General features: G+C 67.0%; 27 protein-coding genes. 16 read left to right on the top strand and 11 right to left on the bottom strand.

The window, feature by feature from the left end; translation table 11 throughout:
* Window positions 1-176: 176 nt before the first annotated feature.
* The 4 genes from LPC04_RS28950 to LPC04_RS28935 form a co-directional block, all read right to left on the bottom strand.
* Complete coding sequence (locus LPC04_RS28950; RefSeq protein ID WP_275685813.1) at window positions 177-311, bottom strand: hypothetical protein; 135 nt, start codon at window positions 309-311, stop codon at window positions 177-179.
* A gap of 68 nt (window positions 312-379) precedes the next feature.
* A complete protein-coding gene (locus LPC04_RS28945; RefSeq protein ID WP_275685812.1) occupies window positions 380-556 on the bottom strand; it encodes a hypothetical protein in 177 nt (58 codons plus the stop codon).
* Between the two features lie 28 nt (window positions 557-584).
* Window positions 585-1,031 (bottom strand): hypothetical protein, encoded by a 447-nt coding sequence (locus LPC04_RS28940; RefSeq protein WP_275685811.1) that lies wholly within the window; start codon window positions 1,029-1,031, stop codon window positions 585-587.
* A gap of 296 nt (window positions 1,032-1,327) precedes the next feature.
* Window positions 1,328-2,590 carry a low temperature requirement protein A gene (locus tag LPC04_RS28935; protein WP_275685810.1) on the bottom strand — a complete coding sequence of 421 codons (1,263 nt, stop codon included), beginning with the start codon at window positions 2,588-2,590 and terminating at the stop codon, window positions 1,328-1,330.
* 453 nt (window positions 2,591-3,043) lie between these two features.
* Here LPC04_RS28935 and LPC04_RS28930 point away from each other — a divergent pair, with 453 nt between their 5' ends.
* The 8 genes from LPC04_RS28930 (at window position 3,044) to LPC04_RS28895 (ending at window position 9,699) form a co-directional block, all read left to right on the top strand.
* Window positions 3,044-4,321 carry an MFS transporter gene (locus tag LPC04_RS28930; protein WP_476748707.1) on the top strand — a complete coding sequence of 426 codons (1,278 nt, stop codon included), beginning with the start codon at window positions 3,044-3,046 and terminating at the stop codon, window positions 4,319-4,321.
* Between the two features lie 35 nt (window positions 4,322-4,356).
* Window positions 4,357-5,052 carry a fumarylacetoacetate hydrolase family protein gene (locus tag LPC04_RS28925; protein WP_275685809.1) on the top strand — a complete coding sequence of 232 codons (696 nt, stop codon included), beginning with the start codon at window positions 4,357-4,359 and terminating at the stop codon, window positions 5,050-5,052.
* Between the two features lie 2 nt (window positions 5,053-5,054).
* Window positions 5,055-5,702 (top strand): maleylacetoacetate isomerase, encoded by a 648-nt coding sequence (maiA, locus tag LPC04_RS28920; protein WP_275685808.1) that lies wholly within the window; start codon window positions 5,055-5,057, stop codon window positions 5,700-5,702.
* Window positions 5,703-5,721: 19 nt separating this feature from the next.
* On the top strand, window positions 5,722-6,771 hold the full coding sequence (gene gtdA, locus LPC04_RS28915; protein WP_275685807.1) for a gentisate 1,2-dioxygenase: 1,050 nt from the start codon (window positions 5,722-5,724) through the stop codon (window positions 6,769-6,771).
* Between the two features lie 92 nt (window positions 6,772-6,863).
* Window positions 6,864-7,523 carry a hypothetical protein gene (locus LPC04_RS28910; protein ID WP_275685806.1) on the top strand — a complete coding sequence of 220 codons (660 nt, stop codon included), beginning with the start codon at window positions 6,864-6,866 and terminating at the stop codon, window positions 7,521-7,523.
* A gap of 225 nt (window positions 7,524-7,748) precedes the next feature.
* The gene (gene wrbA, locus LPC04_RS28905) at window positions 7,749-8,348 is read left to right on the top strand and encodes an NAD(P)H:quinone oxidoreductase (RefSeq protein WP_275685805.1); all 600 of its coding nucleotides are present in this window, start codon (window positions 7,749-7,751) and stop codon (window positions 8,346-8,348) included.
* A gap of 122 nt (window positions 8,349-8,470) precedes the next feature.
* On the top strand, window positions 8,471-8,905 hold the full coding sequence (locus LPC04_RS28900) for an ester cyclase (RefSeq protein WP_275685804.1): 435 nt from the start codon (window positions 8,471-8,473) through the stop codon (window positions 8,903-8,905).
* A 23-nt stretch (window positions 8,906-8,928) separates the two neighbouring features.
* The gene (locus LPC04_RS28895; RefSeq protein WP_275685803.1) at window positions 8,929-9,699 is read left to right on the top strand and encodes an SDR family NAD(P)-dependent oxidoreductase; all 771 of its coding nucleotides are present in this window, start codon (window positions 8,929-8,931) and stop codon (window positions 9,697-9,699) included.
* 209 nt (window positions 9,700-9,908) lie between these two features.
* On the opposite strand, the gene LPC04_RS28890 is transcribed toward LPC04_RS28895, so the two are convergent.
* Window positions 9,909-10,040 (bottom strand): hypothetical protein, encoded by a 132-nt coding sequence (locus LPC04_RS28890; protein WP_275685802.1) that lies wholly within the window; start codon window positions 10,038-10,040, stop codon window positions 9,909-9,911.
* A gap of 223 nt (window positions 10,041-10,263) precedes the next feature.
* Here LPC04_RS28890 and LPC04_RS28885 point away from each other — a divergent pair, with 223 nt between their 5' ends.
* Complete coding sequence (locus LPC04_RS28885; protein ID WP_275685801.1) at window positions 10,264-11,178, top strand: LysR family transcriptional regulator; 915 nt, start codon at window positions 10,264-10,266, stop codon at window positions 11,176-11,178.
* A 33-nt stretch (window positions 11,179-11,211) separates the two neighbouring features.
* Here LPC04_RS28885 and LPC04_RS28880 read toward each other — a convergent pair whose 3' ends face one another.
* The 3 genes from LPC04_RS28880 to LPC04_RS28870 form a co-directional block, all read right to left on the bottom strand.
* Window positions 11,212-12,165 (bottom strand): zinc-binding dehydrogenase, encoded by a 954-nt coding sequence (locus LPC04_RS28880; protein WP_275685800.1) that lies wholly within the window; start codon window positions 12,163-12,165, stop codon window positions 11,212-11,214.
* Between the two features lie 35 nt (window positions 12,166-12,200).
* Window positions 12,201-12,977 carry an SDR family NAD(P)-dependent oxidoreductase gene (locus tag LPC04_RS28875; RefSeq protein WP_275685799.1) on the bottom strand — a complete coding sequence of 259 codons (777 nt, stop codon included), beginning with the start codon at window positions 12,975-12,977 and terminating at the stop codon, window positions 12,201-12,203.
* A gap of 121 nt (window positions 12,978-13,098) precedes the next feature.
* Window positions 13,099-13,914: a response regulator transcription factor gene (locus LPC04_RS28870; RefSeq protein ID WP_275685798.1), complete on the bottom strand. Its 816-nt coding sequence runs from the start codon at window positions 13,912-13,914 to the stop codon at window positions 13,099-13,101.
* A 208-nt stretch (window positions 13,915-14,122) separates the two neighbouring features.
* Between LPC04_RS28870 and LPC04_RS28865 the strand changes: the two genes are divergently transcribed.
* Window positions 14,123-15,790, top strand: coding sequence for a PAS domain-containing sensor histidine kinase (locus LPC04_RS28865; protein WP_275685797.1), 1,668 nt, complete (start codon window positions 14,123-14,125; stop codon window positions 15,788-15,790).
* A gap of 16 nt (window positions 15,791-15,806) precedes the next feature.
* Here LPC04_RS28865 and LPC04_RS28860 read toward each other — a convergent pair whose 3' ends face one another.
* Entirely contained in the window at window positions 15,807-16,706 is a 900-nt protein-coding gene (locus tag LPC04_RS28860; protein ID WP_275685796.1) for a LysR family transcriptional regulator, read from the bottom strand.
* Window positions 16,707-16,986: 280 nt separating this feature from the next.
* Here LPC04_RS28860 and LPC04_RS28855 point away from each other — a divergent pair, with 280 nt between their 5' ends.
* Window positions 16,987-17,691, top strand: coding sequence for a response regulator (locus LPC04_RS28855; protein WP_338055497.1), 705 nt, complete (start codon window positions 16,987-16,989; stop codon window positions 17,689-17,691).
* A 47-nt stretch (window positions 17,692-17,738) separates the two neighbouring features.
* Here LPC04_RS28855 and LPC04_RS28850 read toward each other — a convergent pair whose 3' ends face one another.
* Window positions 17,739-18,224, bottom strand: a complete 486-nt coding sequence (locus LPC04_RS28850; protein WP_275685794.1) for a hypothetical protein — start codon at window positions 18,222-18,224, stop codon at window positions 17,739-17,741.
* A 141-nt stretch (window positions 18,225-18,365) separates the two neighbouring features.
* Entirely contained in the window at window positions 18,366-19,262 is an 897-nt protein-coding gene (locus LPC04_RS28845) for a LysR family transcriptional regulator (protein WP_275685793.1), read from the bottom strand.
* Window positions 19,263-19,363: 101 nt separating this feature from the next.
* Between LPC04_RS28845 and LPC04_RS28840 the strand changes: the two genes are divergently transcribed.
* From LPC04_RS28840 to LPC04_RS28820, 5 genes are all read left to right on the top strand, one after another.
* Window positions 19,364-20,275, top strand: coding sequence for a pirin family protein (locus LPC04_RS28840; protein ID WP_420854786.1), 912 nt, complete (start codon window positions 19,364-19,366; stop codon window positions 20,273-20,275).
* 58 nt (window positions 20,276-20,333) lie between these two features.
* On the top strand, window positions 20,334-20,768 hold the full coding sequence (locus tag LPC04_RS28835) for a DoxX family protein (protein WP_275685792.1): 435 nt from the start codon (window positions 20,334-20,336) through the stop codon (window positions 20,766-20,768).
* A gap of 193 nt (window positions 20,769-20,961) precedes the next feature.
* Window positions 20,962-21,900: a LysR family transcriptional regulator gene (locus LPC04_RS28830; protein ID WP_275685791.1), complete on the top strand. Its 939-nt coding sequence runs from the start codon at window positions 20,962-20,964 to the stop codon at window positions 21,898-21,900.
* A 4-nt stretch (window positions 21,901-21,904) separates the two neighbouring features.
* Complete coding sequence (locus tag LPC04_RS28825; protein WP_275685790.1) at window positions 21,905-22,834, top strand: helix-turn-helix domain-containing protein; 930 nt, start codon at window positions 21,905-21,907, stop codon at window positions 22,832-22,834.
* Between the two features lie 158 nt (window positions 22,835-22,992).
* Window positions 22,993-23,739: an SDR family oxidoreductase gene (locus LPC04_RS28820; protein ID WP_275685789.1), complete on the top strand. Its 747-nt coding sequence runs from the start codon at window positions 22,993-22,995 to the stop codon at window positions 23,737-23,739.
* Window positions 23,740-23,888 lie beyond the last annotated feature (149 nt).

The following is a 23,888-nucleotide window of genomic DNA, read 5'->3' as shown; positions in this document are numbered from 1 at the left end:
TTGCAGCCCTGGGTCTGCCAAGGAATGCGTCCGGTTCAAGCCCGATAGCAGAAATGCCCGTCACAGCGTTGGCTCATCAGGGCCGGCCCGCGGACTCGAGGCCACGGTCACGAGCGCGCGAATAGGTTGCGCGGTACCCAGGCATGACCAGTCGACGAGTATCTGCAACTGTGGCGTCAACGGTTGGCGATCGTCAGGGCGACATACCCGAAGGACGACGTGATGAAGACGAACGCCGCGATGGGGAGGACGACGACGGCGACGGGCGATTCCTCGCGGAGTGACTTGAGAAGTTTTAGAATTTGGGACATGGTGATTCCTGATGCGTGGATCCCTTGCAGGACAAGCGTGGGTGGATGCCTGTTGTGAGCGCGCGGCTTCAAGCGGCGGTCGTTCGGGCGGACGGCACGGCCAAAGAGGCGATGCCGATCCCGTTGTGGCGACGCAGATAGTCCAGCAGGCGAAAGCGACGGAAAGTTCTGCGAATATCGGTACGAACCGAATTGACGTAATGCAGCGGCTTCGGCCCGATCAGTGGGCGAGTCGGATTTGTCATAGCGAGTCTCCGGGTTGTGAGCGACGATTCAATCCGCAACGGATGCGGCGGTGGATGAAGGATCGGAGGGCGGCGTGCCATCCAGGTGTTGAGTGGTCGCGCCTTGGTGCCGGCGCATCGCGATGGGCTCGAAGCGACTGCGGCGCGCAGGCGCCCGGTACGGCAGTTCCAGGAGTACCGGGGACCAGCGCTTCATCGTCCCGTCCTCGCGCGCCTCACGCATCTCGGCGATGACGCGGTCTCTCGTGGCCTGCGTGTTCGCGCCGAGCGTCATGTCGGAGGCGATCGATTGACCCATCGCGGATCCGAGACCGAAGATGGAGAGCAGGATGGCCATCGCCGCCTGCACGCCGACGCTGTGGAGCTTCGCGAGGACTGCGTCGTCGCCGCCGGACGCCAGGAGGGCCTTGCTGCGTGGCGCCGAGACGCGCGTCGGGCGGAACGCCACGCGGCTGGCTACGGGTTGGGTTGTCATGATTTGCCTTGAAGCGCTGCTGGTTCGAGTGCTTCAAAGGTAGTACTCCACCGGCCTCGCGAAAACCCGCGTGCGGGCAAAGCATCCTTGCGCCATCCGGAACGCTGGCCCGGCAGCGAGGCTGTCGAGTGGGGTCGGACGCCCTGAGCGAACTCGCCTGAACGGCATCCAGCACCCCGGTGGCACCGGGCATGCGGTCGAACCGCTGCCGCTTCAGCTATCGCGGCGCCGGCTGGCGATTGACCGCCCGTCGGGCGCCCTGCGACTCCGGCGGGCCGGCCGTTCCTTGATGCGAGTCAAGTCCTGGTTGCCTGACGCAACGCGGCCGAGACGTGCCGGTAGCCACGGACCTCGTAGCCGATGACGCTGATTGCCGGCGCGACCATCACGACGAGCAGGCAAAGGGCCATGGACAAGCCCGTTGCCGCCAGCAGGGGCGCGGCGACCAGCACCGCCATCGTGATCGCCAACAGCAGCATGTGGAACGGGTGGATCTCGCCGTACAGCACGCCGTAGAGCCAGTAGACGCCGAGCATGTAGGCTCCGACCGGGATCGCGAGCGACAGGACGACGGCAACCGGCCCGATCTCTGCATGGTGCGCGATGAACAGTGCCGCGACGTGCAGCCCGGCGCCGGTCGCCGCGATCGCGGCGACGATGGGCATGCCGCCGTACGCCCATTTGTAGGCACGCTCGCGACGGGCGTGCAGGATGTCCCCGGCCGAGATGAGGAAGTACTTCCACCACATGCCGAAGGTCAGCCCGAGTCCAGCGACTGCGACGAGCACGGCATCCAGGGTCCATCCCTGGGCTTCGACGACGGCAGACAGGGATGCCACCGTGCCGACGACACCTTCGCCCAGCGCGATGATCGCGAGCCCGCCGTATCGCTCGGCGATGTGGTGCGGATGCCAGGGCGTCCCGCCGAGGCGCGTCTCCGCCAGATAGGGGCCGAGCAGTTCGATGAGAAGCAGCACGCTGCCGGCAGCGGCCATCCGTGGCAGGGACAGCGGCAAAAGGCTGGTTGCCACCCAGCCGAGCTGCGCGATCACGATGGTCCAGATGTAGGCCAGGCATGTCTTGCGATAGCGCGGGCTCTGCCGCGCCGCCCGCAACCACTGGAAGACCATCGCTACGCGCATGACGACGTAGCCCACGACCATCACGCCGTTGTCCAGGCCCTGCCCTACGTCCATCGAGTGGAATACCGCCGGGACGCCCAGCCCCAGGATGGTGGCGCCCACCATCTGCACCATCGTCGCCAGGCGATGCACCCAGTCGTCCGTGTCGAACGCCGACGCGAACCACGAGAAACTGATCCAGGCCCACAACACCGCATACATCGAGAACAGGAATGCGCCGATGGCGGCGGCGACGTGGCCGAGAGCGAGCATGTGGGCGAACTGGTCGGCGGTCTGTCCGATGGCAACCACGAACACCAGGTCGTAGAGCAGCTCGAGCGTCGTCGCGGTGCGACCGCGTTCCTCCGGGTCGCGACCCGTGACGGGACGAACCCGATGCGGGTGAACGGTGCTGGTCGCGTGGCCACTCTCGCTCATGCTGGACTCCCGTCGAACCGCCGCGCAATCGGGGGACGCTGACGGCGTCCAAGCAGCTTACAGCACCCTCTCCATAAACGAACCGCCCGCCTGATTCAAGTCAACGGCTTGCCGATGACTATGCGGGCTCTGTGTCAGTTGGCGCGATTCCAGCCGCATTGCTCCCATGAGGCAAGGCGGCTCTCTCCAAAGTGGCGCATGCCTCGCACTGCACTGCCGAAGAATCGACCGGTGGTCTTCGCATACGGCATCGGCTTCGATCCTGACCTGTAGGCCGCGGAGCCCTCCGGCTGATCTGATTTCGAGATCACCAGGTCACTATTCATCGTTGGACGCTGATGGAGGCCGCGGCGATATTTCGTCTCACCCCGAAGCGAATGCGCTCCCGGCCGATGCTCCTCGGAGCCGGGATCGTCTCTCTCGCTGGCACGGCAACTTCGTCGCGGAGACGTCATGACTTTCATTCCACTGGCCCGGAATTCCTTGGCAGCCGAAGAGTCCGCCCCCGAGCGGACGCGACCGACGAGCTATGAGTGGAAGGCCGTGGCGCTCATGTCGCTGGGGCTCGGACTGGTCGGCATCGATCGGTTCCTGATCGTGCCCCTGATGCCTCTTCTCATGCGAGATCTGAAGCTCGACTACCAGGACCTGGGGCACATCACCGGCGCGCTCGCCATCGCGTGGGGCGTGTCGGCGCTGTTCACCGGCCGGCTCTCGGACAAGGTCGGCTTCAAGCGGGTTCTCGTGCCCGCGCTCACGGGGTTCTCGATGCTGGCCGGCCTGAGCGGCCTCGCTAGCGGTGTCGGCAGCCTCCTCGTCATCCGCGCCGCGATGGGCCTGGCCGAAGGCGCGTTCGTTCCGGCCAGCATCATCGCCACGATGGATGCGTCGCCGCCGCGGCGACACGGCCTGAACGTCGGCATCCAGCAGATGATGCCCGCGCTGCTGGGCCTGGGCCTGGCTCCGATCGCTGTCACGCAGTTGCTGAAAGTGATGGACTGGCCGTGGATCTTCCTCATGGTGTCCATCCCCGGCTTTCTCGTCGCCTTCCTGTCGCATCGCGTGCTGCGACGGCCGTCGACGCAGGAGGTGGCGTCGCACAGCGCCACGCGCGACGCGGGCGCGCATCGCTGGCAGGAAGTGTTCGGCTATCGCAACGTCCTGCTGGGCATCGTCTGCCAGTTGTGCTGGCTGTGCTGCATCGTCGTCGTCGCCGCCCTCTTTCCGAACTATCTCGTCGACCACCTGCACCTGAGCCTGGAGCAGATGGGCTTCGTCCTGTCCTCGATGGGGTTCGGCGGCGCGATCGGCTCGCTCGTCCTGCCGGCGCTGTCCGACCGCATCGGACGCAAGCCGGTCATGCTGCTCTCGCTGGCCGGCGCATTCGCGTCGCTCTGGATCTTCATGAGGACGGGGCCGCAACCCCTGGCACTGTTCCTGTGCCTCCTGGTCGCTCTCGGATGCCTGTACGCCCTGCTGACCTTGACGGTCGGCCCGATCACCGCGGAGTCGGTGCCGGCAACGCTGATGAGCACGGCCTCCGGACTCATCATCGGCATCGGCGAAGTCTTCGGCGGCGGCCTTGCACCGGCGCTGGCAGGCTACCTCGCCAAGCACTTCGGCATCGAGCACGCGGTCGTCCTGCCGCTGTGCGCCTTGGCCCTCGGCGCCCACGCCGTCCTCGCGCTGAAGGAAACCGCCCCCGTGCGATTGCGCCGAGCGGCGCGCTGACCGGGCTTCCTCGACAACCTCACCAGGAGCGCGCCATGCGCCACGAATTCACCCTGCCGACCCCGGCCGTCCCCATCCAGGGCAGCGACACGAGCTATCCCGTGCGCCGCATCTACTGCGTCGGGCGCAACTACGCGGCGCACGCGCGCGAGATGGGCTTCGACCCGAGCCGCGAGCCGCCGTTCTTCTTCTGCAAGCCTGCCGACGCCATCGTCAACGTCGCCCCCGGCACGACGGCGGACGTCGACTATCCGCCCATGACCAGCGAGTACCACCACGAGATCGAGCTCGTCGTGGCGATCGGGCGCGCGGGGTCCGGCATCTCGGTAGCCGACGCGCCGGCCCACGTGTTCGGCTACGCCGTGGGCCTGGACATGACGCGGCGCGACCTGCAACTCGCGCTGCGAGACAAGGGTCGCCCCTGGGAACTGGGCAAGGCGTTCGATCACTCTGCGCCGATGGGCCCGCTGTACCGGGCCAGCGAGGTCGGGCACGTCGACCGCGGGGCACTGTGGGTTCAGGTCGATGGGCAGGATCGCCAGCGCACCGACCTGTCCAAGCTGATCTGGTCGGTGCCCGAGATCGTGGCCAACCTGTCGACGTACTTCGAGCTCCGGCCGGGGGACCTCATCTTCACCGGGACGCCCGAAGGCGTCGGCCCGGTCCTGCGCGGCCAGACGATGACCGGCGGCATCGATCGACTAGGCGAGTTGAGCGTGAGGGTGCGGTGATCATGGCCCCGGACCTCACGCTGCACGGATTCTTCAACAGTTCCGCGTCGTTTCGCGTGCGCATCGCGCTCGAGCTGAAGGGACTGGCCTGGCGGCATGCGGGCGTCGACCTGCGCAAGGGCGACCAGGATGCGCCCGAGTTCCGGCAGCTGAATCCCAACGGACTCGTGCCGGCCCTGGAGATCGAAGGCCGGCGCCTGACCCAGTCACTGGCCATCATCGACCTGCTCGATCGCCTGGCGCCCGAACCCAGGCTGCTGCCGACGGATGGGGTCCATCGCGAACAGGTGCTCGAGATCGCCTGCCTGATCGCCGCGGACATCCATCCCCTGGACAACCTGCGGGTGCTCAAGTACCTCACGTCGACCCTGGCCGTCACCGACGCGCAGAAGCGCGCCTGGTACGCCCACTGGATCCACGAAGGGTTCCGCGCGCTCGAACGCCTGCTGCCGGATCACGACGGATGGTGCGTGGGCCCGTCGCCCACGCTGGCCGACTGCTGCCTCGTTCCGCAGGTGGCCAACGCGTCGCGGATGGCCGTCGACCTCGACGCCTATCCCCGCATACGACGCATCGCGCAGTACTGCAATTCCCATCCGGCGTTCCAACGAGCGGCCCCGAGCGCCCAACCGGACTACGTGGCGGCGTAGCGCGGCCACCTCCCCTGCCATGGAAACACGTCTCGTCAATTCCGCCGCGTCCGCCGAACGCGACGCGTACTACAGCCGGATCAAGGTCGACAACCTCGCGCCGCTGTGGACACGGCTCAAGTCCCTGGTTCCGCCGGAACCGGCGGCCCTGGGGCAGCCGCATCGCTGGCGCTACGAGGAGGTCCGCCCGCACGTCTTCGAGTCGGGCGGGCTCATCACGGCCGCGGAGGCGGAGCGCCGGGTACTGATCCTCGAGAACCCCGCGTTTCCGGGCGAGTCCCGCATCACGAACTCGCTCTACGCGGGGCTGCAGCTGCTGTTGCCCGGCGAGATCGCGCCCGCCCATCGCCACACGCAGTCCGCCCTGCGCCTGGTGCTCGAGGGCGGCGGCGCCTACACCGCCGTCGATGGCGAGAAGACGATCATGCAGGAGGGCGACTTCGTCATCACCCCGTCCTGGGCCTGGCACCACCACGGCAACGACAGCGATTCGCCCATCGTCTGGCTGGACGGCCTCGACATCCCGACGGTCGCATTCTTCAACAGCACGTTCCGCGAAGAACACCATGGCGGTGCCGAGGCGGCGGTGGTCCGGCCGACCGGCGACGCGATGGCCCGCTACGGCAGCGGCCTGTTGCCGCTGGACCACCGGCCTGATGGCCTGAACTCTCCGGTCTTCAACTATCCGTTCGCGCGCACGCGCGACGCGCTGCGCGCCCTGGCGCGCGCGGGAGCGCCCGATCCGCGACATGGGCATCTGTTGCGGTTCGCGAACCCGGTCGACGGCGGATGGGCCATGCCCACCATCGCCACCATGGTGCGCCTGCTGCCCGCGGGCTTCTCGACGCTGCCGTATCGCTCCAGCGACGCCTGTGTCTTCGTCGCGCTCGAGGGCGGCGGCGCCATCACGATCGAAGGCGTCCGCCTGGAGTTCGGGCCCCGGGACGTCATCACGGTCCCGAGCTGGCGCTCCTACACGCTGGAGGCCACGCGCGAAGCCGTGCTCTTCTCGTTCTCCGACCGGGTCGCGCAGGAGAAGCTGGGCCTGTTCCGCGAATCGCACGGATGACCCGGATGCCTTCGAGCGGCGGATCGGCACCACCCCGGGCCGCTCCGGGCGCTCCTCGATCCTCTTTCGTTCAACCCTGCTGGAGTAGATCCATGAAACATGCGCGCTTAAAAGTCCCGGGCCGGGAGATGCCGACCTCGGATGCCTTGACGCTGATGCACGTCCCCGCGAAGTTCGACGTCACGAAGTGGCCGTCGGAGGTCGAGGCCTTCCTGCACCGGACGACCCGACCGCTGCACCGGGCGATCCTGAAGAACTACCTGCGCCACCTGCTGCTGGAGGTTTCAGGCTACTGGGACCGGATCATCGTGCCGGAACTGACCGTGGACGTACCGATGTACCGCGTCGGCGATCGTCGCATGATGCACGTCCTCTCGGGCAAGGACGCGGTCGAGGGCTTCTACCGCGAGACGGCGCGCACCCGCACCAACGTGATGGGCGCGCGCACGATGAACATGGGCGTCGACGACTTCGGCGTGACCACCGAGGCCGTCTGGACCCACGTCGTGCCCGGCGCGTTCCTCGACGATCACGACGTCGGCGCGGATCCGGGCGCGCACTACCTCATGACGCACCACCTCTTCCAGATCTTCACGTACACGAACGAGCCGCGACCCAGGCTCATCGCGGAGCGCATCTACGACGATCCGGAGAGCTACACGTACGAGAAGCTGGCCCCCGCCGACGTGGTGACGCCGGAGATGGCCCGCGAGCAGCTCGCGCCTTTCCTCGCCCGCGCCACCCTGGACTGAGCGTCGGCAACCGGCACGGCGCCGCGTCCCGACATCGAGGCAGCCGTCCTGCCTCTTTGGGGGCAGGTGCGCGTCTGCCCTGCCACACATACTCGACTGGCGCATCCATCGACACGGCGGATAGCTCCCATCGAGACAAACAGGCTTCTCCGAACGCCGACGAGCCGCACTCTTGATGCATGCGACCCACTCGGATCGCACAACCCCCACACCCAGGAGTCTCCAATGTCCAAGGTCCTCGTTCTCTATTACTCGTCGTACGGCCACATCGAGCAGATGGCCCAGGCCATCGCCGAAGGCGCTCGCGGCGCCGGCGCCACCGTCGACATCAAGCGCGTGCCCGAAACGGTACCCACGGAAATCGCCAAGAGTGCTCACTTCAAGCTGGAGCAAGCCGCTCCGGTCGCCGCCGTGGCCGACCTCGAGCACTACGACGCCATCATCGTCGGCACGCCGACGCGCTACGGCCGCATGGCGTCGCAGATGGCCGCCTTCCTCGACCAGACGGGCGGCCTTTGGATGAGGGGCGCGCTCAATGGCAAGGTCGGTGCGGCGTTCACGTCCACCGCGACGCAGCACGGTGGCCAGGAAGCGACCCTGTTCTCCGTCATCACGAACCTGCTGCACCTGGGCATGACCATCGTCGGCCTGCCCTACAGCCACCAAGGCCAGATGAGCATGAGCGAGATCGTCGGCGGCGCACCCTACGGCGCCACGACGATCGCCGGCGGCGACGGATCGCGCCAGCCGAGCGCGATCGATCTCGCCGGCGCGCGCCACCAGGGCGAACTGGTCGCCAAGACGGCCGCGAAGCTCTTCGGCTGACAGAAGCGGCGCCGGTCCTGGCACCCAGGGCCGGCGCATCCCGACAAGACACGAGCTCGGTGCTCACCGAGCCGCGGGATAACTCGTCCCCGAAACATCTTTCACCCATTCAGGACAACACCATGACCAACATCAGCGACGCGGCCAAGGCCGTGATCCGCCGCAACACCGACGAAGTCCAGGGCGGCGGCAACTGGGCGCTCTTCGACGAACTGTTCGACGACAAGTTCCTCGACCACACACCGCAACCGAACTGCACTCCCGACAAGCCCGGCGCGCTGGGCCTGTACAAGAAGCTGCGCGCGGCGTTCCCCGACTTCCGCGCGGAGATCCACTGGCAACGCGCCGACGGCGACGTCATCACGACGTACAAGACCTACCACGGCACGCACCAGGGCGACTTCCTCGGCGTTGCGGCGACCGGCCGGAAGATCCGGTTCGAGACCGTCGACGCCATGCGCGTGCGCAACGGCAAGATCACCGAGCACTGGGGCGTCGCCAATCTCTTCTCCGTGCTGCAGCAGCTGGGCGCCTGGCCCGCGGGCCCGAAGGCCTGATTCCCGCAACAAGGAGAACCATCATGAGCAATGTTCTTGAAGGCAAGGTAGTCGTCGTCACGGGCGCGGCCAGCGGCATCGGCCGCGCCGTGGCGATCTCGGCGGCGCAGCACGGCGCGAAGGCCGTCATCGTCTCCGACATCGGCGACGCGCCGCGCGAAGGTGGCACGAAAGCCACCACGGAAATCGAGTCGCTCGGCGTTCCCGTGCGCTTCGTCCGCGCCGACGTGAGCCGGCGCCAGGACAACGACGCCCTCATCGAGGCTGCAGCGGAGTTCGGCGGTGTCGACGTCATGGTCTGCAATGCCGGCATCACGGCCAAGGCCGACGGGTTCGACGTCACCGAGGAGGACTTCCATCGGCTGATGTCGGTGAACCTGGACGGCACGCTGTTCGGCGCGCAGGCCGCGGCGCGCCAAATGAAGGCCAATGGCAAGGCCGGCAGCATCGTGCTGATGGCCAGCATGGGCGGCATCGTCGGTGCGGGCATGACCGTGGCGTATTCGACCAGCAAGGGCGGCGTCGTCCTCATGGCCAAGGCAATGGCCGATGCGCTGGGCCCGGACGGCATCCGCGTGAATGCGGTCTGCCCCGGCACCATCGACACGCACTTGCTGCGCACCAACCCCGGCATCGCCGCGGCGACCGAGGGCTTTCGTCAACGTACGCCGCTGCGCCGCCTGGGCAAGCCCTCCGAGATCGGCGATGCCGTCGCCTGGCTGGGATCCGACATGTCCAGCTATGTCACGGGCATCTCGCTGCTCGTCGACGGTGGCCTGCTGTCGGTCATCTGACCTGCGTGTCCTCGAGGGATGCGCGAGATCGTCTCGAAGCATCCTCACCGCTTTCCCCGCTCCACGCGCGAGCCGGGGACGCGGCTCTCTTGCGCGCAAGGCCGCGACGGCCGATCGCCCCGTCGTCGCAAGCTCCCATTCGTTCTTTCAGATTGAACCGTTCGACCCCGAGAGATCCCGTTCGCCGAAGACGGCCGACTCGGCAAGCCTTAGCCGAACAGCAGCAGCGTCAGGCCATAGGCCGCAGCGCCCAGGACGAATGTCAACAGGAGAACAGGCAGCACGAACAGTGCGACGCCGTATTCCTCGTGGTGTGCTTCGATGTAGGCCCAGATCTTCATGATGCGTCTCCGGAGCCTCCGATGTCGACCCGATGTCGGCAGGCGGCAAGCTCGATGACTTCAATGTAGGCAGCGCGAGGAGCCGCAACAATCGGCTCCGAAGCAAGTCATCGTTCGCCTGCCGGCAAAAGCGCCAGGCGCCTTTCGCAGCGTGTCGTGGCCCTCGCGGATGCCACGCGACAACAGGAGCCGCCCCATGGATCGCGTCGAAGACATCAACGACATGTACTACTTCGCCAAGGTGGTCGACCATGGCGGCTACACGTCGGCGGCGAAGGCGCTGGGTGTGCCGGTGTCGTCGCTCAGCCGGCGCGTCTCGGGACTCGAGGCCCAGCTGGGCGTGCGCCTGCTCAATCGTTCGACGCGTGGCATCTCGATGTCGGAGGCCGGCCAGACGTTCTATCGTCATTGCGTCGCCGTCGTCGCCGAGGCCTTCGCGGCGAAGGAGTCGATGGACCAGACCCGGGCCGAGCCGCATGGCCTGGTGCGCCTCAGCTGCCCGATCCAGCTCCTGCAGGTCGATGTCAGTGCCGTGATCGGCCGCTACATGCGCGACCATCCGCTGGTGCGCATCTCGGTGGATGCGACCAACCGTAGCGTCAACGTCGTGGACGAGGGCTTCGACCTGGCATTGAGGGTGCGCATGCCCCCTCTTGGCGACTCGGACCTGGTGGTCCGAACCCTGGTCGAGGCGGAGTTGATCCTGGTCGGGAGCGCGTGGCTGTTCGCCCAGCATGAACGCCCCGCGACCCTCGACGCCGTCACGCGTTTGCCGACGTTGAGCTGGGCGCATGGCGGCGATCGCCAGATCTGGCAGTTCATCCAGCCGGATGGACAGGTGCTGCGCCTGTCCCACCTGCCGCGCCTGCTCACCGACGACATGCGAACGCTGCACCATGCCGCGCTCGAAGGCCTCGGTTTGGCCTACCTGCCGCGCTCCATGGTCGCCGCCGACCTGGCGGCAGGCCGCCTCGAGCAGGTGCTGCCCGAGTTGGCGCTGCCGCAGATCGTGCATGCGGTCTATCCGTCACGGCGCGGCCTGGTGCCGGCCGTTCGCGGGCTGATTGATGCGCTTGCGGCGCACTTCGAAGCCGATCCGGGCGGGCATCGGCGGCCCGCGCGCCACGAGCAGGGATGACGCGCCGGATGCCGCGGCAGCGCCAGGCTTCGCTCAGGGGATGAGGACGATCGTGCCCGACTTGCGACGCTCGGCGATGTCGTGGTGCGCCTGCGCCGCCTGCGCGAGCGGATAGCGCGTGACGTCGATGTCCCCGAAGACGCCCTGCCGGTAGGCGTCGAAGACCGCGACGGTGGCCTTCTCGATGGACGGCTGCGCGTATTGCGCCATCGGTCCGCCGACCACTCGGACACCGCGCGCCGCGAGGCCGGCCTGATCGACGGCGGGCTGGCCGGAGGCCGCCCCGATGGTGACGATCTTGCCGCCATCGCGCACGACCGCCGCCGTGGCGGCGAAGGTCGCCTTGCCGACGAACTCGTAGACGACATCCACGCCCTGGGGCGCCAGGCAATGGATCTGCTCGGCGAGGTCCGCATCACCGGACAGCAGCGCGTGATCGACGCCCGTGGCGATGGCCTCGCGCTTCGCTTCGGACCCGGCCGTACCGATGACGATCGCGCCGAGCGCCTTGGCCCAACGGGCGATCAAGGTACCGACGCTGCTGGAGGCGCCCTGCACGAGCACGATCTCACCGCGCTTGAGCTGGTGGAAGCCGTTGAGGCCAGCCCAGGCCGTCAGGCCCTTGGTCAGCACCGTGACGACCTCTTCCGAGGACAGGTCGTCCGGCGTCTTCAGCAGCGCGGAGGCGTCGATCAGCCGTTCGGCCGCGTAGCTGCCGGGGGCCAGGAAATAGGCGACGCGGTCGCCGACGCGAAGGTTCTTCACGCCGGGGCCGATGGCGTCGACCACGCCGGCACCTTCGACGCCGGCGACCGACGGCAGCGGCGCCGGGAAGATGCCTTGACGGAAGGCCGTGTCGATGAAGTTGACGCCGACGGCCTCCTGGCGCAGGCGCACCTGGCCCGGGCCGGGCTCGCCGACGCGGTCGTCCTCGACCTGGAGGACGTCGGGGCCGCCGTACTTGTGGAAGCGAATGGTGGTGCTCATGTCGTTGGTTCTTTCTGTTGGATGTCGATGTCGATTCAGAGCTCGAAGCCGCCGATGGTCATGCCGCCGTCGACGACGAGCATCTGTCCCATCACGTAGCTGGCGGCGTCGGAGGCGAGCCAGACGGCGGCCGCGGCGATCTCGCTCGGCTGGCCGCCGCGCTTGGCAGGAATGGCGGTGGTGGCGAGCTTGGCGAAGCCGGGGTTCTGCGCGCTGGCGACCTGCACCATCGGCGTCTCCGTCCAGCCCGGCGCCAACGCGTTGATGCGGACGCGATGCGCCGCGTTCTCCATCGCCGCGACCCGCGTCAGACCGTGCACGCCGTGCTTGGACGCCGCGTAGGCGCTCATGCCACCCGGGCCGGTCAGAGCGGCCACGGAAGCGGTGTTGACGATCGCGCCGCCGCCGCCCTTCTTGATCAGCGGCAGTTGGTACTTCATGCCGAGGAACACGCTGCGCAGGTTCACCGCGATGACCTTGTCGAAGTCGGCGGTCGGATAGTCCTCGAGTCGATGCGCCTGGCCCGTGATGCCGGCGTTGTTGAAGGCGACGTCGAGGCGGCCGGACCTTGCGGCGATGTGCTCGATGAGCGCCGCCACCTCACGTTCCGCCGAGACGTCGACGCGCATGGCCTCGGCCTTGCCGCCCAGCTTCGTGATGAGGGCCCGCGTCTCGATGACCGCCTGTTCATTCAGGTCGACGCCATGGACCAGCGCGCCTCGCGCAGCGAATGCCAGTGCGGCCTCGCGTCCGATGCCGGATCCGGCGCCCGTGACAAGGACCACCTTGCCGTTGAATTCGTCGTTGCTCATGCAGTTTCTCCTGTGGATTGCGTGACCAGAGAGTAGGTACCGCCATGGCACCGCACAAGCCTCAATTTCTCGATGCGATCCATCGGAGAAGCGGATGGAAGCGCGAGGTCACCGCACACAGCTACGCGTGCATGCGCGCCGCGTCGAGCGCCTGGCTTCTCGATGTCATGGGCGGATTCCCGTCGACGATTCCTCGTCGGCTGGCAACGACGACGGCCTCGGTCCGACTGCCGACATCCAGCTTGGACAGGATCGCCTTGACGTGGGTCTTGACCGTCCCGACGGCGATTCCCAGCTCGTTGGCGATGCTCTTGTTGCACCATCCATCCGACAGGAACGACAGGATCTCCTGTTCGCGCAAGGTCAACGACTCGGCGTAGAGGTGGGCCGCGATCCTGGCGGCGACCGAGCTCGTCACGTGGTGGTCGCCCAGGAAGACGCGCCTGACCGCCGTCGAGAGTTCGTCGGGCTCGACGCTCAGCAGGAGCAGTCCCATGACACCGTTCCGCAGCGCGGTGCGCGCGGTCAGGTCGCCGAATGCGGGCGCGATGACGATCAGCCGGATCCCGAGTCGCAAGTGCGTCTGCGCCATCAATTGCTCGGCGACGGCAGGACTCACGATCGCGACGCGAGCGTCCGCACAGGTTCGCGACCTCATGTAGTCCGCCGGGCAGGCGGCCTCCAGGGACGCCCTGGAGCCCGGCAGGCGATCGAGCATGCCGGCCACGCCGGCGCGGATCACGGCGCACTCGTGGACCACGTCGACATCGATCGAGTACGGCGCGTTTCTCATGCTTCTGGCTCCATGGAGGATGAGGGGCTGCCCCGTTCGTCGCCCGGTGGCTCGGCCGGGCATCGGCATCTCGCGGGAAGATCCGTCGCGGGCACCGAGCGTCGAAAACGAGATGAGTGTCCGGCCGGCGCACGTCCAATGCATGTCCGCACATCCAGCGTCTGTGTCAACCGTCATCAACCGGCGACGCCTGTCGCTGGCCGACCGCAGCGCTGCCGGAGCGCGCAGAATGGGACGCTCATGACGGCACGGCGCATCGACGCATCGGCTCCGCGTCGTACCTCTTGCACTTTGGAAAAAGCGCCGACGCATGCCTCGTCCAGATTCCGACGACCCGGTCACCGATCAAGGCATGCCGACTCGAGTCGGCAACGGCTCGGAGAGTCTGCGGACCGCTGACTCCGCGCTCGACGCCCTTGATGCCCAGCGCATGGAGGACCTCCGCGCGTCCGAGGAGCGCTACGCGCTGGCCGTCGCGGGATCCAGCGACGGCATCTGGGACTGGAACATGGTCACCAACGAGCTGTTCCTGTCGGAGCGCTCGCAGCGACTCTACGGATTGGAGCCCGGCGAGGCCCTGCGACCGATGGCGGCATGGCTCGAGGTGGTCAAGATCCATCCGGACGACATGCAGAACCAGATCGCGCTCGTCACCCAGTTCATGGAGGGCGCGCCGCCGTACGACGCGCAATGGCGCATCCTGCATCCGGACGGCATCCACCGGTGGGTGCGGGTGCGCGGCCTGTGCGTTCGTGACGAACAGGGGCGCCCCATCCGCGGCGCGGGATCGGTCAGCGACATCGATCAATTGGTGCGCGCCGAGGCCGCGCTCATGCAGTCACGGCGACTGGAGGCCATCGGCACGCTGGCCGGCGGCATCGCGCACGACTTCAACAACCTGCTGGCAGCCATCCTGGGATACGGGGAGATGGCCCTGGCCGATTCGCGGCGCGGGAGCAGGCTGCGCCGCAACCTGGAGAACATCGTCGTCGCGGGCCGACGCGGCCGTGCCCTCGTCGACCAGATCCTGGCCTTCAGCCGCACCGGAATCGCATCCAACGGGCCGGTCGAGCTCGGCGCGGTCGTCCGGGAAGTCGTCGAACTGCTGTCTTCGACGCTTCCAGCCGGGGTTCGCATCGAGATGCGGATCGACGCCGAATCCGCCGTGGCGCAAGGCAATGTCACCCAGTTCCACCAGGTGTTGATGAACCTTGCAACCAACGCCATCCAGGCCATGCCGTCCGGCGGGGTCTTGCGCATCGCCCTGGCCATCCTGGCCTTCGAGGAGCCGAAAACATGCTTCACCTCCACGCTGCCGCGCGGAAGCTACGTGGGCTTGTCCGTGGCAGACGACGGCATCGGCATCGCCCCGGAGCTCCTCGACCGGATCTTCGATCCCTACTTCACGACGAAGGAGGTGGGCGCGGGGACGGGGCTCGGACTGTCGCTCGTCCATGGGATCGTGACCGGTGCCAGTGGGGCGATCGACGTCGCTTCCCGTCCTGACGGGGGCACCACCTTCTCGATCTACCTGCCCCGCGTGCGAACCGAGATCTGCGACGACGCGCTGGAGGCCCTGCCGATACCACGCGGCAACCACCAGCAGGTCCTGGTGGTCGATGACGAGCCGTCCCTTGTCACGATCCTCTGCGAGACCCTGGTGGGACTCGGCTACGTTCCGGTCGGATTCACCTCGAGCACGGAGGCGCTCGCCGCCTTTCGTGCGCATCCCGAGCGCTACGACGCCATCATCACGGACGCGCGCATGCCGGAGCTGTCCGGCAGCGCGTTCATCCGTGCCCTGCGTTCGACTCGCAAGGACATTCCCGTCCTCATGATGAGCGGCTTCATCGATGATCCGGGCATCGCGCACGATGAGGACAGCGCGGCGGCCGCGCTGCTCAGCAAGCCCGTCTCGACTCGGGATCTGGCGACCCATCTCTCGCGCATCCTGGGCGTGCCCGCTTCGACGGCGCGCCGAGCTGCACGCGTGTCGCCGAGAAGGATCCGGCAGGCTTAGCAGTTGGCCGCCTCGGCTATTCGGCGCAGTGGCTCTCGAATCGAGACAGCAGAAAGGATGCGGCCGGTCCCAGCGGCGTGTCGGCGCGATAGATGCCGAAGAACCGGTAGGCCCCGCCCTTGACGTCCGGCAGCTTGAGCCTGACGAGCCGGCCCTTCTTGAGGTCCTGGGCGACGAGCGGCATGGGCATGTGACCCCAGCCGATCCCATCGAGAAGGAGCGCGTGCTTGGTCCCGAGGTCGGCAACGCGCCACGTGTGCGTGCCGAAGACGCCCAGGTCGCTGCCCTGCGTACGCATCGACCGATCGGTCAGCACGAGCTGGACATGGCTCCTGCCCGCGCCGGGCGAATTCGATGGCGCCAGGGCCAGCGGGTGACCAGGCGCGGCAACGGGAATCAGTTGGACGGATCCGAGGTCGATGCGCTCGATGCCATCCACGGAGACATCCGGCGGACCGCAGACGGCGATGTTCGCCGCCCGGTCCAGCATGAGCTGCATGACCGCGCCGAGCGCTTCGCTGCGCAGATGCAGGGCGACCGTCGGGAAGCGCTCGTGGAACGCACGGATCGCATCGCTGATGCGCTGCTGGGGCAGCATCACGTCGAGCACGACACGGAGCTCGGCCTCGACGCCCTCCTGCAGGCTTCGCACCTTTGCACGAAGGCCATCGATCCCGTGTGCGACGACACGGACTTCGGCCAGCACGCTCCGCCCGGCCTGCGTCAGCTGGGGCTTGCGTGTCGTCTCCCGATTGAACAGGACGACGCCCAACTCGGCTTCAAGATTGGCGATCGTGTAGCTGACCACCGACGTCGATCGCCCCAGGCGGCGCGCAGCCCCAGCGAAGCTGCTGGCATCCACGACCGCGAGGAAGACCCGCAGCTGGTCGAGGGTCGGGGTTCCTGGATGGCTCATCTTGTTTGTCCGGCAAGACCGCGGAGACTCTGGGAAGGCTGCCCTGCGTCGCAGGCAGATGATGGCGCCAGCTTATCGAGTTTCTCGAACGAATCGACCCATCCTTTCCGTCGATCTGGAAATATGATCAAAGAGGGCCGGGAATGGAATCGCGTCCGGCCACGGGTTCTCGCGCGATCGAGCCCGTGCGTGCGCGAACCGAACAAGGAACCCACGAGTCGACATGCCGTATCAACAAGTGCAGATCCATGACACCGCCACCACGGCACCGCATGTCCTGGTGGTCGACGACGACGCCACCATTCGCAAGATGGTGTCCGACTTCCTCGTCGAGTACGACATGCGCGTGACGGCTGTGTCCAGCGGCCGGGAGATTCCGGAGCTGCTCGAGCGCGGCGCGGTGGACCTGATCGTTCTCGACCTGCGCCTGCCGGGCGAGGACGGGTTGACCATCGCCCAGCATCTGCGGGCGACATCGACCATTCCCATCATCATCCTCACCGGCCGCACGGACGAGTCGGACCGCGTCATGGGCCTGGAGCTTGGCGCGGACGACTACCTGACCAAGCCCTTCTCGCCGCGCGAACTGCTCGCGCGCATTCGTGCACTGCTGCGCCGCGCTCGCATGCGCCTGTCTGCAGCGGATGCGGTGGAAGGCATCCGCGGCTATCGCTTCGCAGGATGGCAGATGAACGTGCGCCTGCGCGAGCTGACGAGTCCGCAAGGTCGGTCGGTGCCGCTGTCCATCGGCGAGTACAACCTGCTGGTCGCGTTCCTGGTGGCGCCGCAACGGATCCTGGGCCGGGAGCAACTGCTCGACCTCTCGCGCGTTCACAACGCCGAGGTCTTCGAGCGTTCCGTCGACGTGCAGGTGGGCCGCCTGCGCAAGAAGATCGAGATGGACGTGGCCAAGCCGCGGCTGATCGTCACGGAGCGGGGCGTCGGCTACCGCTTCGCGGTGCCTGTCGAGGTGGTGCCGGTCTAGTCTCGAGCGACGCACGCGGCTCGAGTTCGCCGGGGCTTCGCGCGGCCTCAGCCGCGCAGGACGAATCGGTCCGCACGGGCCGCGGCGCGCACCGCCTCAAGGTTCTCGTCGATCACGGCAACGGGCGGGCGTCCGTCCAGCCATCCATTGGGCTCGACGAACCAGCCGCACAGGTCCAACTCGTCGCAGACGGGCCGGAGTTCCTCGGCGACGCGCTGCACGTCGACGCGCGGCCCCAGCGGGCCGTCGCCGACGGCCTGCAGCTGGAACATGGGCATCCACGCGGCGCCGCGCCAGGACAACGACACGACCTCGCCGCTTCGGATCCATCCCGAGAGCACTGCGTCGCTCGCGGGCAGGCGCCTGGACATGAGCAGGGCGATTCCCGTCGACGATGCGAGCCCGCCGTGGCTCCGATACCGGCCGAGCAGATCGAGAAAGAGCATGTCCGGCGTAGCGGGCAGACGAGGCCGGCAGAGCGAGGATGACCTTCCGGGATTCGCCTGAGCTGGCGTCTCGAAACCTGGTTGCATCATCGCCGTCCCTCGAGTCCACGCTGTGAAGCATCGAGTGAACCGCGCCGTCGTCAGACCGCATAGCCTCCAATGGGCTTTGGCTCCTCGCTCCAAAGAGGCAGATGCGTGGCCGGTCGGCGGACACCGCGTGGCCGCCGATCAGGCGTGGCCTTGCTTCAGGTGTTCGATGAACCAGCGCCCTGCGGGCCCGGGCGGCTCGTCCTTGCGATAGACCGCGAACATCGCCAAGGGCGGCGTTTCGGGCTGGTAGTTCTCCGGGTGGATACGCACGAGGTCGCCAGCGTCGAGGTCGGCCTGGACCATCGCGACGGGCATGTGACCCCAGCCGAACCCGGCGCGCAGGAACGCATGCTTCGCGCCGAGATCCGCAAGCCGCCAGGTCAACGGCGACAGGACGCCGTAGTTGCGCCCGTCCGTGAGCGATGTCCGATCCGTCAACACCAGTTGGACGTGCCGCGCCAGTTCACGAAGCCCGATGACCCCGTGGTGCGCCGCAAGCGGGTGGGCTGGTGACGCGACCGTGGTCATCGGTACGTCGAGCAGCTTTTCAGCATCCATGCCTTCCGGGATCGCGGGCATGGACCCGATGACCCCGATCCGACAGACGCGATCGATCACGGGTTGAACGACCGCCCCCAGGGCCTCGACATACAGCCTCAGCGGCGTGTGCCTGAAGGCCTCGCGGAACGATCCGACCGCGACGGTCAACGATGCCATGGGATACATCACGTCGACCGACACGGAGAGCTCGGGCTCCAGTCCCTCGGCCAGTATCCGGGCCCGGGCCTTGAAGTCGTCCATGCCATTGACGACGGTCCTCGCCTCGGCCAGCAACGCTCGTCCCGCGTCGGTCAACTGCGGGTAGCGGTTCGTGCGATCGAACAACGCCACGCCGATCTGGCCTTCGAGATTGGCCAAGGTCTGGCTCACGACCGATTGGGCTCGCCGCAACTTCCGGCCCGCGGCGGAGAAGCTTCCCTCGTCGGCGGCCGCAATGAACGTTCGCAGTTGATCGGTCGATACGCCGTCCAGCATCCATCGCTCCGGTAGATGGTTCTCATCGAAACATATAGGCTTCCGCAGAGCATGTCCAGCTTCTAACCTTCAGGCTCATCGCACCCCAGAAGGAAGTTCAAGTGACATCAGACCGATCCATCTCCGACGGCGAATCGCTGCATGCACCGTCGGCTCGCAAGCCGCGGAGCGCTCGGCAACCGACGTCGGAACCCGAAGCCGCCAGACAGGTCGTCGCGCGGACCAGCGGTCGCACCCACGGCCCTGTCACGCGGCTCGTCAGCCCTGGCGACATCGGCGAATCGATCAAGCCGTTCGTCTTCCTGGATCACTTCGAGTTCACGCCGGCGGGTCGCCCGATGTTCCCGATGCATCCCCACTCCGGCATCGCGACGCTGACCGTGCTGCTGTCCGGGAACATGCGCTACGAGGACACCACCGGCGCGTCTGGCGAACTCGCTGCCGGCAGCCTCGAATGGCTCCAGGCCGGCAATGGGGTCTGGCACGACGCCAGTCCCGTCGGCACGGAGCGCTTCCATGGCTACCAGGTCTGGGTCGCCCTGCCGCCGGCGCTCGAGAACGCCGAGCCTCGGAGCCAGTACCTGCCGCCGGCGGAGGTTCCTCGATCGGGCGCGGCTCGCGTCGTGCTCGGAAACCATGACGGCCTGGCGAGCCCCGTAGCCGCGCCGGAAGGACTCAGCCTGCTGCACGTCCATCTGTCTTCCGGCCAGCGCTGGCGCTACACGCCGCCCACGGGTCACCTGGTCGCCTGGGCCCACGTCAATCGCGGTTCGCTCTCCGTCGCCGGGACACGGCTCCGCAACGAGCTGGCCGTCTTCAACGAGTCGAACGCCCCGCTCGACTTCGCGGCGGAGGGCGAGACGGACTTCATCGTCGCGTCGGCCGTCAAGCATCCGCACGACCTCGTCCTCGGCCACTACTCCGTGCACACGAGAGCCAGCGCGCTCGAGCGCGGCGAGGCCGAGATCGCCCGCATCGGGCAGACGCTGCGCACCAGCCGTCGCGCCCCCTAGGCGCGCTACCGAATCTTCACTTTCTCAACCACCACGTTCATCTCCAAGGAGCATCACCATGACCACCACCACGACCACCACCCAGAACAACTCGGCCCTTCCTCTTCTCGGACGCGTCCTGATCGCGACGATCTTCCTCGTCAGCGCGTTCGGCAAGCTGAGTGCGCCGGCGGCGACGCAAGGCTACATCGCATCCGTCGGGCTGCCCTTCCCGCTGCTCTCGTACCTCGGGGCCCTGGCCATCGAACTCGGCGGTGGACTGATGCTGGTCCTCGGCTACCGCACCCGCCTGGCATCGCTGGGACTCGCGGTGTTCTCGATCATCTCTGCCATCGTGTTCCACCACGCACTCGGCGACCAGAACCAGATGTTCCACTTCCTGAAGAACATCGCGATGGCCGGCGGCCTCCTGCAGATCGTCACGTTCGGCCCCGGCGCCTTCAGCCTCGACTCGCGCCGCCTGGCGACGCCGGCCGTCGGCTTCGCGATCTGAGCCTTTGGGCTCAACGCGACCTGACGCGGCGCTGCGAGCAGCGCCGCGTTTTCCTTGGTACCAGCCTCAGGCATCGAAGTGGCCGGCCACCTACCCCCAAAGGGAGAGCCGGTGCGGATCTCTCGCCACCAGAATTGGTCGTTCCGAGGTTCGCCGAGAACTCCGCATTCACCGGGCATCTGAGCCTGTTCTCATGGACTTGCGTCGCCTGCGCTACTTCTGTGCCGTCGCGGAGGAGTTGCACTTCGGACGTGCCGCCGAACGCATGCACGTCGTGCAATCGGCAGTGAGCCAGCAACTGAAGCTGCTCGAGCAGGAGCTCGGCTTCTCGCTGCTGCAGCGGTCCCGGCAAGGCGTGAAGCTGACGTTGCAGGGCTCGGTCTTCCTGCCCGAGGCCCGCGCCATCCTCTCGCGTGTCGAGGCCGGGATGCAGCGCGTGCGCGCGCTGGCGGACGGCCTGGTCGGCAGGCTCGTGATCGGCTTCGTGGACAACGTCCTCTGGTCGACGCTGCCGCCGCTGCTCCGCGAGTTCCGAGCGAAGCGACCGATGGTCGAACTGATCCTCAAGCCCATGGATCGCGTGGCGCAGACAGAAGCGCTGCGCGCATCGACGATCGACATCGGCATCCTGCCGTCGCCGCCTCCCGGCCAGGAAATAGCGACGTCACTTCTCGTTGGAGCGCCGCTGCTCGCCGCGCTCCCCGCGTCGCATCCCCTGGCAGCCCGGGAGCATTTCGCCCTGGCGGAACTGGCCGAGGAGCGCTTCGTCCTGTTCCCGCCAACCATGCGCAGCCGGATCCTGGATCTCATCGTGGCCGCGTGCGCCGACGCGGGCTTTGCTCCGCGCGTCGCGCAAGAGGCCGAGCAGATGCACACGCTGCTGGCACTGGTGAGTGCGGAGCTCGGCGTGACGCTGGTCCCCGAGTGGGTGGCTCGTGCGCATCCGGCAGGCGTCACCTATGTCCCGATCGAGGACAGGATGCCGCCGTATGAATTGCTTCTTGCCTGGCGATCCGATTCGCTCAACCCGGCCATCGCGGTCTTCAGGAAGGTTGCAGAGGCAACGATGCAGCGAGCGGATCGCATCTCGGTTGATCCAGCTCGAACGGCAGGCCTGGACCAACGCTCATAGGCACATGCCCAAGTCGATGGCGATCGCGGTACCCGCGCCCCCATTGGGCACGCCCGAGGCGCTCGATGAACTTGTCCCTGGCAACCTCATCGCCTCGAGCAAGAGACGTCCCTGGCGAGACCTGCTGGTGCAGGTCTTCGTCAGGCAACCATTCCAGCAGACCCTGATCATCCCGGCGGTGCCCGAGCCGCTCGTCGTCTGGGTCATCTCCGGCGCAGCCAGGGTGGAGGAGCGCGAACTCGGCGGCGAGTGGATGGCCAATGATGTCCACCGCGGCAACTTCTTCCTGACGACAACGCCGAGGCCCTACGAACTGCGCTGGAAGACGCTCGGGCCCGAACCGTTCTGCGTGCTCCACCTCTACCTGGGCCTGCCGCTGATGCAGCGTGCGACCGCGGAAGTCCTGGGCGTGTCTGGGATGCAGGTGGCGCTTCGCGAGATATCGGGAGGACACGATCCAGTGTTGTGCAGCCTGATGGAGTTGCTGCGCGACGAGGTCATGCGCAAGTCGGCAAGCGCCCTGCTCGTGCAAGGTGTAGCGATCAGCCTGGCGGTGCACCTGGTGCGCTCCTATCGAGGAGAGACGTTGGTACCGCTCGTACGTCACGGTGGATTGCAGGCGTTCAAGATCCACCGTGCCCTGGCGAGCATGCAGGCGCGCATGTCCGATGAACTTGACCTTGGCCGGCTGGCCAGGGAAGCCCAGTTGAGCGAAGCCCACTTCTCGCGCGCGTTCAAGAAGAGCACGGGGCTGGCGCCGAGCCGTTACCTCACGCGCATGCGAATGGAACGAGCCCGGCGCCTGCTGCGCGAGACGAGTCGCGCAGTGGTGGAGGTTGGACTGGAGGTCGGCTACGCGAGCCCGAGTCACTTCGCACAGGTCTTTCGTCGCGAAGTCGGTGTCCTGCCGAGCACCTATCGCGCTGGACAGTAGCCCGACAGGCTGATCCGAGAGCAAATCTTCGATAGTCAGATCAAGACATCGAGCGACCGCGGGCGTGTCAATCGAGACCATGACCACGTGGCGGCGAGAAGAGCCATAAGAGCTTCAGTCGCTGCCGCGATCCTCAAATCCAACTCAAAGGAACTGTCATGGAACTCAAAGGAAAAGTCGCGCTGATCACCGGAGCGTCGAGCGGCATCGGTGCCGCCACAGCAGTGAAGTTGGCGGCGCACGGCGTCAATGTCGGACTGGCGGCGCGCCGGACGGACAAGCTTCAGGCTCTCGTCGCGCAGATCAAGGAGGCCGGTGGGCAGGCCATCGCCATCAAGATGGATGTCGTGGACATCGAGTCGGTGAAGGCCGGTGTCGACCAACTCCTGACCACCTATGGCGGCATCGACATCCTCTTCAATAACGCGGGCCTGATGCCGGCCTCCGACGTGGAGACCCTGAAGGTGGACGAGTGGCATCGCATGGTCGACGTCAACGTGAAGGGCGTCCTCAACAGCACCGCGGCGGCGCTGCCGCACCTGATCAGGCGCGGTGAGGCCCACATCGTGAACACCTCGTCCATCGCGGGCCGCAAGGTGTTCCCGGGCCTGACGGTCTACTGCGCCACGAAGCATGCCATCGCGGCCTTCTCGGAGGGACTGCGACTGGAGCTCGCTCCGAAGCACAACATCCGCGTCACCTGCCTGCAGCCAGGCGCCGTCGACACCGAACTCTTCGAGCATGTCTCGGATGCAGGCTATCGCCAGCAGATGGAGGGCCTGCGCAAGCAGATGACCTTCGTGACCGCCGGCGAGATCGCCGACACCGTGGTGTTCGCGCTGCAAGCACCGAGTCACGTCAACGTGGCGGAGGTCTTCCTCCTGCCGACCAAGCAGCCCTGGTAACGCCGGGCGTGGACACGCCGCGTGTTCGGCACGGGCGTGTCCACGGCAAAGGCCATGCAATGGTCGACCTTCCGGGGGTAAGCCAAGGGTCGAAAGACCGCTTGATACCCCATAGCCGACTCGTGCGGCTCTTTCACTGAAGACTGCAG

The sequence above is a fragment of the Scleromatobacter humisilvae genome (genome assembly GCF_023231945.1).
In the GTDB taxonomy this organism is placed as follows: domain Bacteria; phylum Pseudomonadota; class Gammaproteobacteria; order Burkholderiales; family Burkholderiaceae_C; genus Scleromatobacter; species Scleromatobacter humisilvae.
Note: the sequence above shows the minus strand (reverse complement) of the source record. Positions and strands in the feature narration are given on the sequence as shown.

Bases quoted from the DNA above. Each gene is read 5' to 3' on its own strand.
- LPC04_RS28865 (WP_275685797.1), top strand. From the start codon at position 14,123: ATGCCGACTCGAGTCGGCAACGGCTCGGAGAGTCTGCGGACCGCTGAC.
- LPC04_RS28830 (WP_275685791.1), top strand. From the start codon at position 20,962: ATGGACTTGCGTCGCCTGCGCTACTTCTGTGCCGTCGCGGAGGAGTTG.
- LPC04_RS28925 (WP_275685809.1), top strand. From the start codon at position 4,357: ATGCGCCACGAATTCACCCTGCCGACCCCGGCCGTCCCCATCCAGGGC.
- LPC04_RS28835 (WP_275685792.1), top strand. From the start codon at position 20,334: ATGACCACCACCACGACCACCACCCAGAACAACTCGGCCCTTCCTCTT.
- LPC04_RS28880 (WP_275685800.1), bottom strand. From the start codon at position 12,165: ATGAGCACCACCATTCGCTTCCACAAGTACGGCGGCCCCGACGTCCTC.
- LPC04_RS28935 (WP_275685810.1), bottom strand. From the start codon at position 2,590: ATGAGCGAGAGTGGCCACGCGACCAGCACCGTTCACCCGCATCGGGTT.
- LPC04_RS28895 (WP_275685803.1), top strand. From the start codon at position 8,929: ATGAGCAATGTTCTTGAAGGCAAGGTAGTCGTCGTCACGGGCGCGGCC.
- LPC04_RS28870 (WP_275685798.1), bottom strand. From the start codon at position 13,914: ATGCATTGGACGTGCGCCGGCCGGACACTCATCTCGTTTTCGACGCTC.
- LPC04_RS28890 (WP_275685802.1), bottom strand. From the start codon at position 10,040: ATGAAGATCTGGGCCTACATCGAAGCACACCACGAGGAATACGGCGTC.
- LPC04_RS28910 (WP_275685806.1), top strand. From the start codon at position 6,864: ATGAAACATGCGCGCTTAAAAGTCCCGGGCCGGGAGATGCCGACCTCG.
- LPC04_RS28820 (WP_275685789.1), top strand. From the start codon at position 22,993: ATGGAACTCAAAGGAAAAGTCGCGCTGATCACCGGAGCGTCGAGCGGC.
- LPC04_RS28825 (WP_275685790.1), top strand. From the start codon at position 21,905: ATGCCCAAGTCGATGGCGATCGCGGTACCCGCGCCCCCATTGGGCACG.
- gtdA (WP_275685807.1), top strand. From the start codon at position 5,722: ATGGAAACACGTCTCGTCAATTCCGCCGCGTCCGCCGAACGCGACGCG.
- LPC04_RS28945 (WP_275685812.1), bottom strand. From the start codon at position 556: ATGACAAATCCGACTCGCCCACTGATCGGGCCGAAGCCGCTGCATTAC.
- maiA (WP_275685808.1), top strand. From the start codon at position 5,055: ATGGCCCCGGACCTCACGCTGCACGGATTCTTCAACAGTTCCGCGTCG.
- LPC04_RS28875 (WP_275685799.1), bottom strand. From the start codon at position 12,977: ATGAGCAACGACGAATTCAACGGCAAGGTGGTCCTTGTCACGGGCGCC.
- wrbA (WP_275685805.1), top strand. From the start codon at position 7,749: ATGTCCAAGGTCCTCGTTCTCTATTACTCGTCGTACGGCCACATCGAG.
- LPC04_RS28900 (WP_275685804.1), top strand. From the start codon at position 8,471: ATGACCAACATCAGCGACGCGGCCAAGGCCGTGATCCGCCGCAACACC.
- LPC04_RS28885 (WP_275685801.1), top strand. From the start codon at position 10,264: ATGTACTACTTCGCCAAGGTGGTCGACCATGGCGGCTACACGTCGGCG.
- LPC04_RS28850 (WP_275685794.1), bottom strand. From the start codon at position 18,224: ATGCAACCAGGTTTCGAGACGCCAGCTCAGGCGAATCCCGGAAGGTCA.
- LPC04_RS28940 (WP_275685811.1), bottom strand. From the start codon at position 1,031: ATGACAACCCAACCCGTAGCCAGCCGCGTGGCGTTCCGCCCGACGCGC.
- LPC04_RS28930 (WP_476748707.1), top strand. From the start codon at position 3,044: ATGACTTTCATTCCACTGGCCCGGAATTCCTTGGCAGCCGAAGAGTCC.
- LPC04_RS28845 (WP_275685793.1), bottom strand. From the start codon at position 19,262: ATGCTGGACGGCGTATCGACCGATCAACTGCGAACGTTCATTGCGGCC.
- LPC04_RS28950 (WP_275685813.1), bottom strand. From the start codon at position 311: ATGTCCCAAATTCTAAAACTTCTCAAGTCACTCCGCGAGGAATCGCCC.
- LPC04_RS28860 (WP_275685796.1), bottom strand. From the start codon at position 16,706: ATGAGCCATCCAGGAACCCCGACCCTCGACCAGCTGCGGGTCTTCCTC.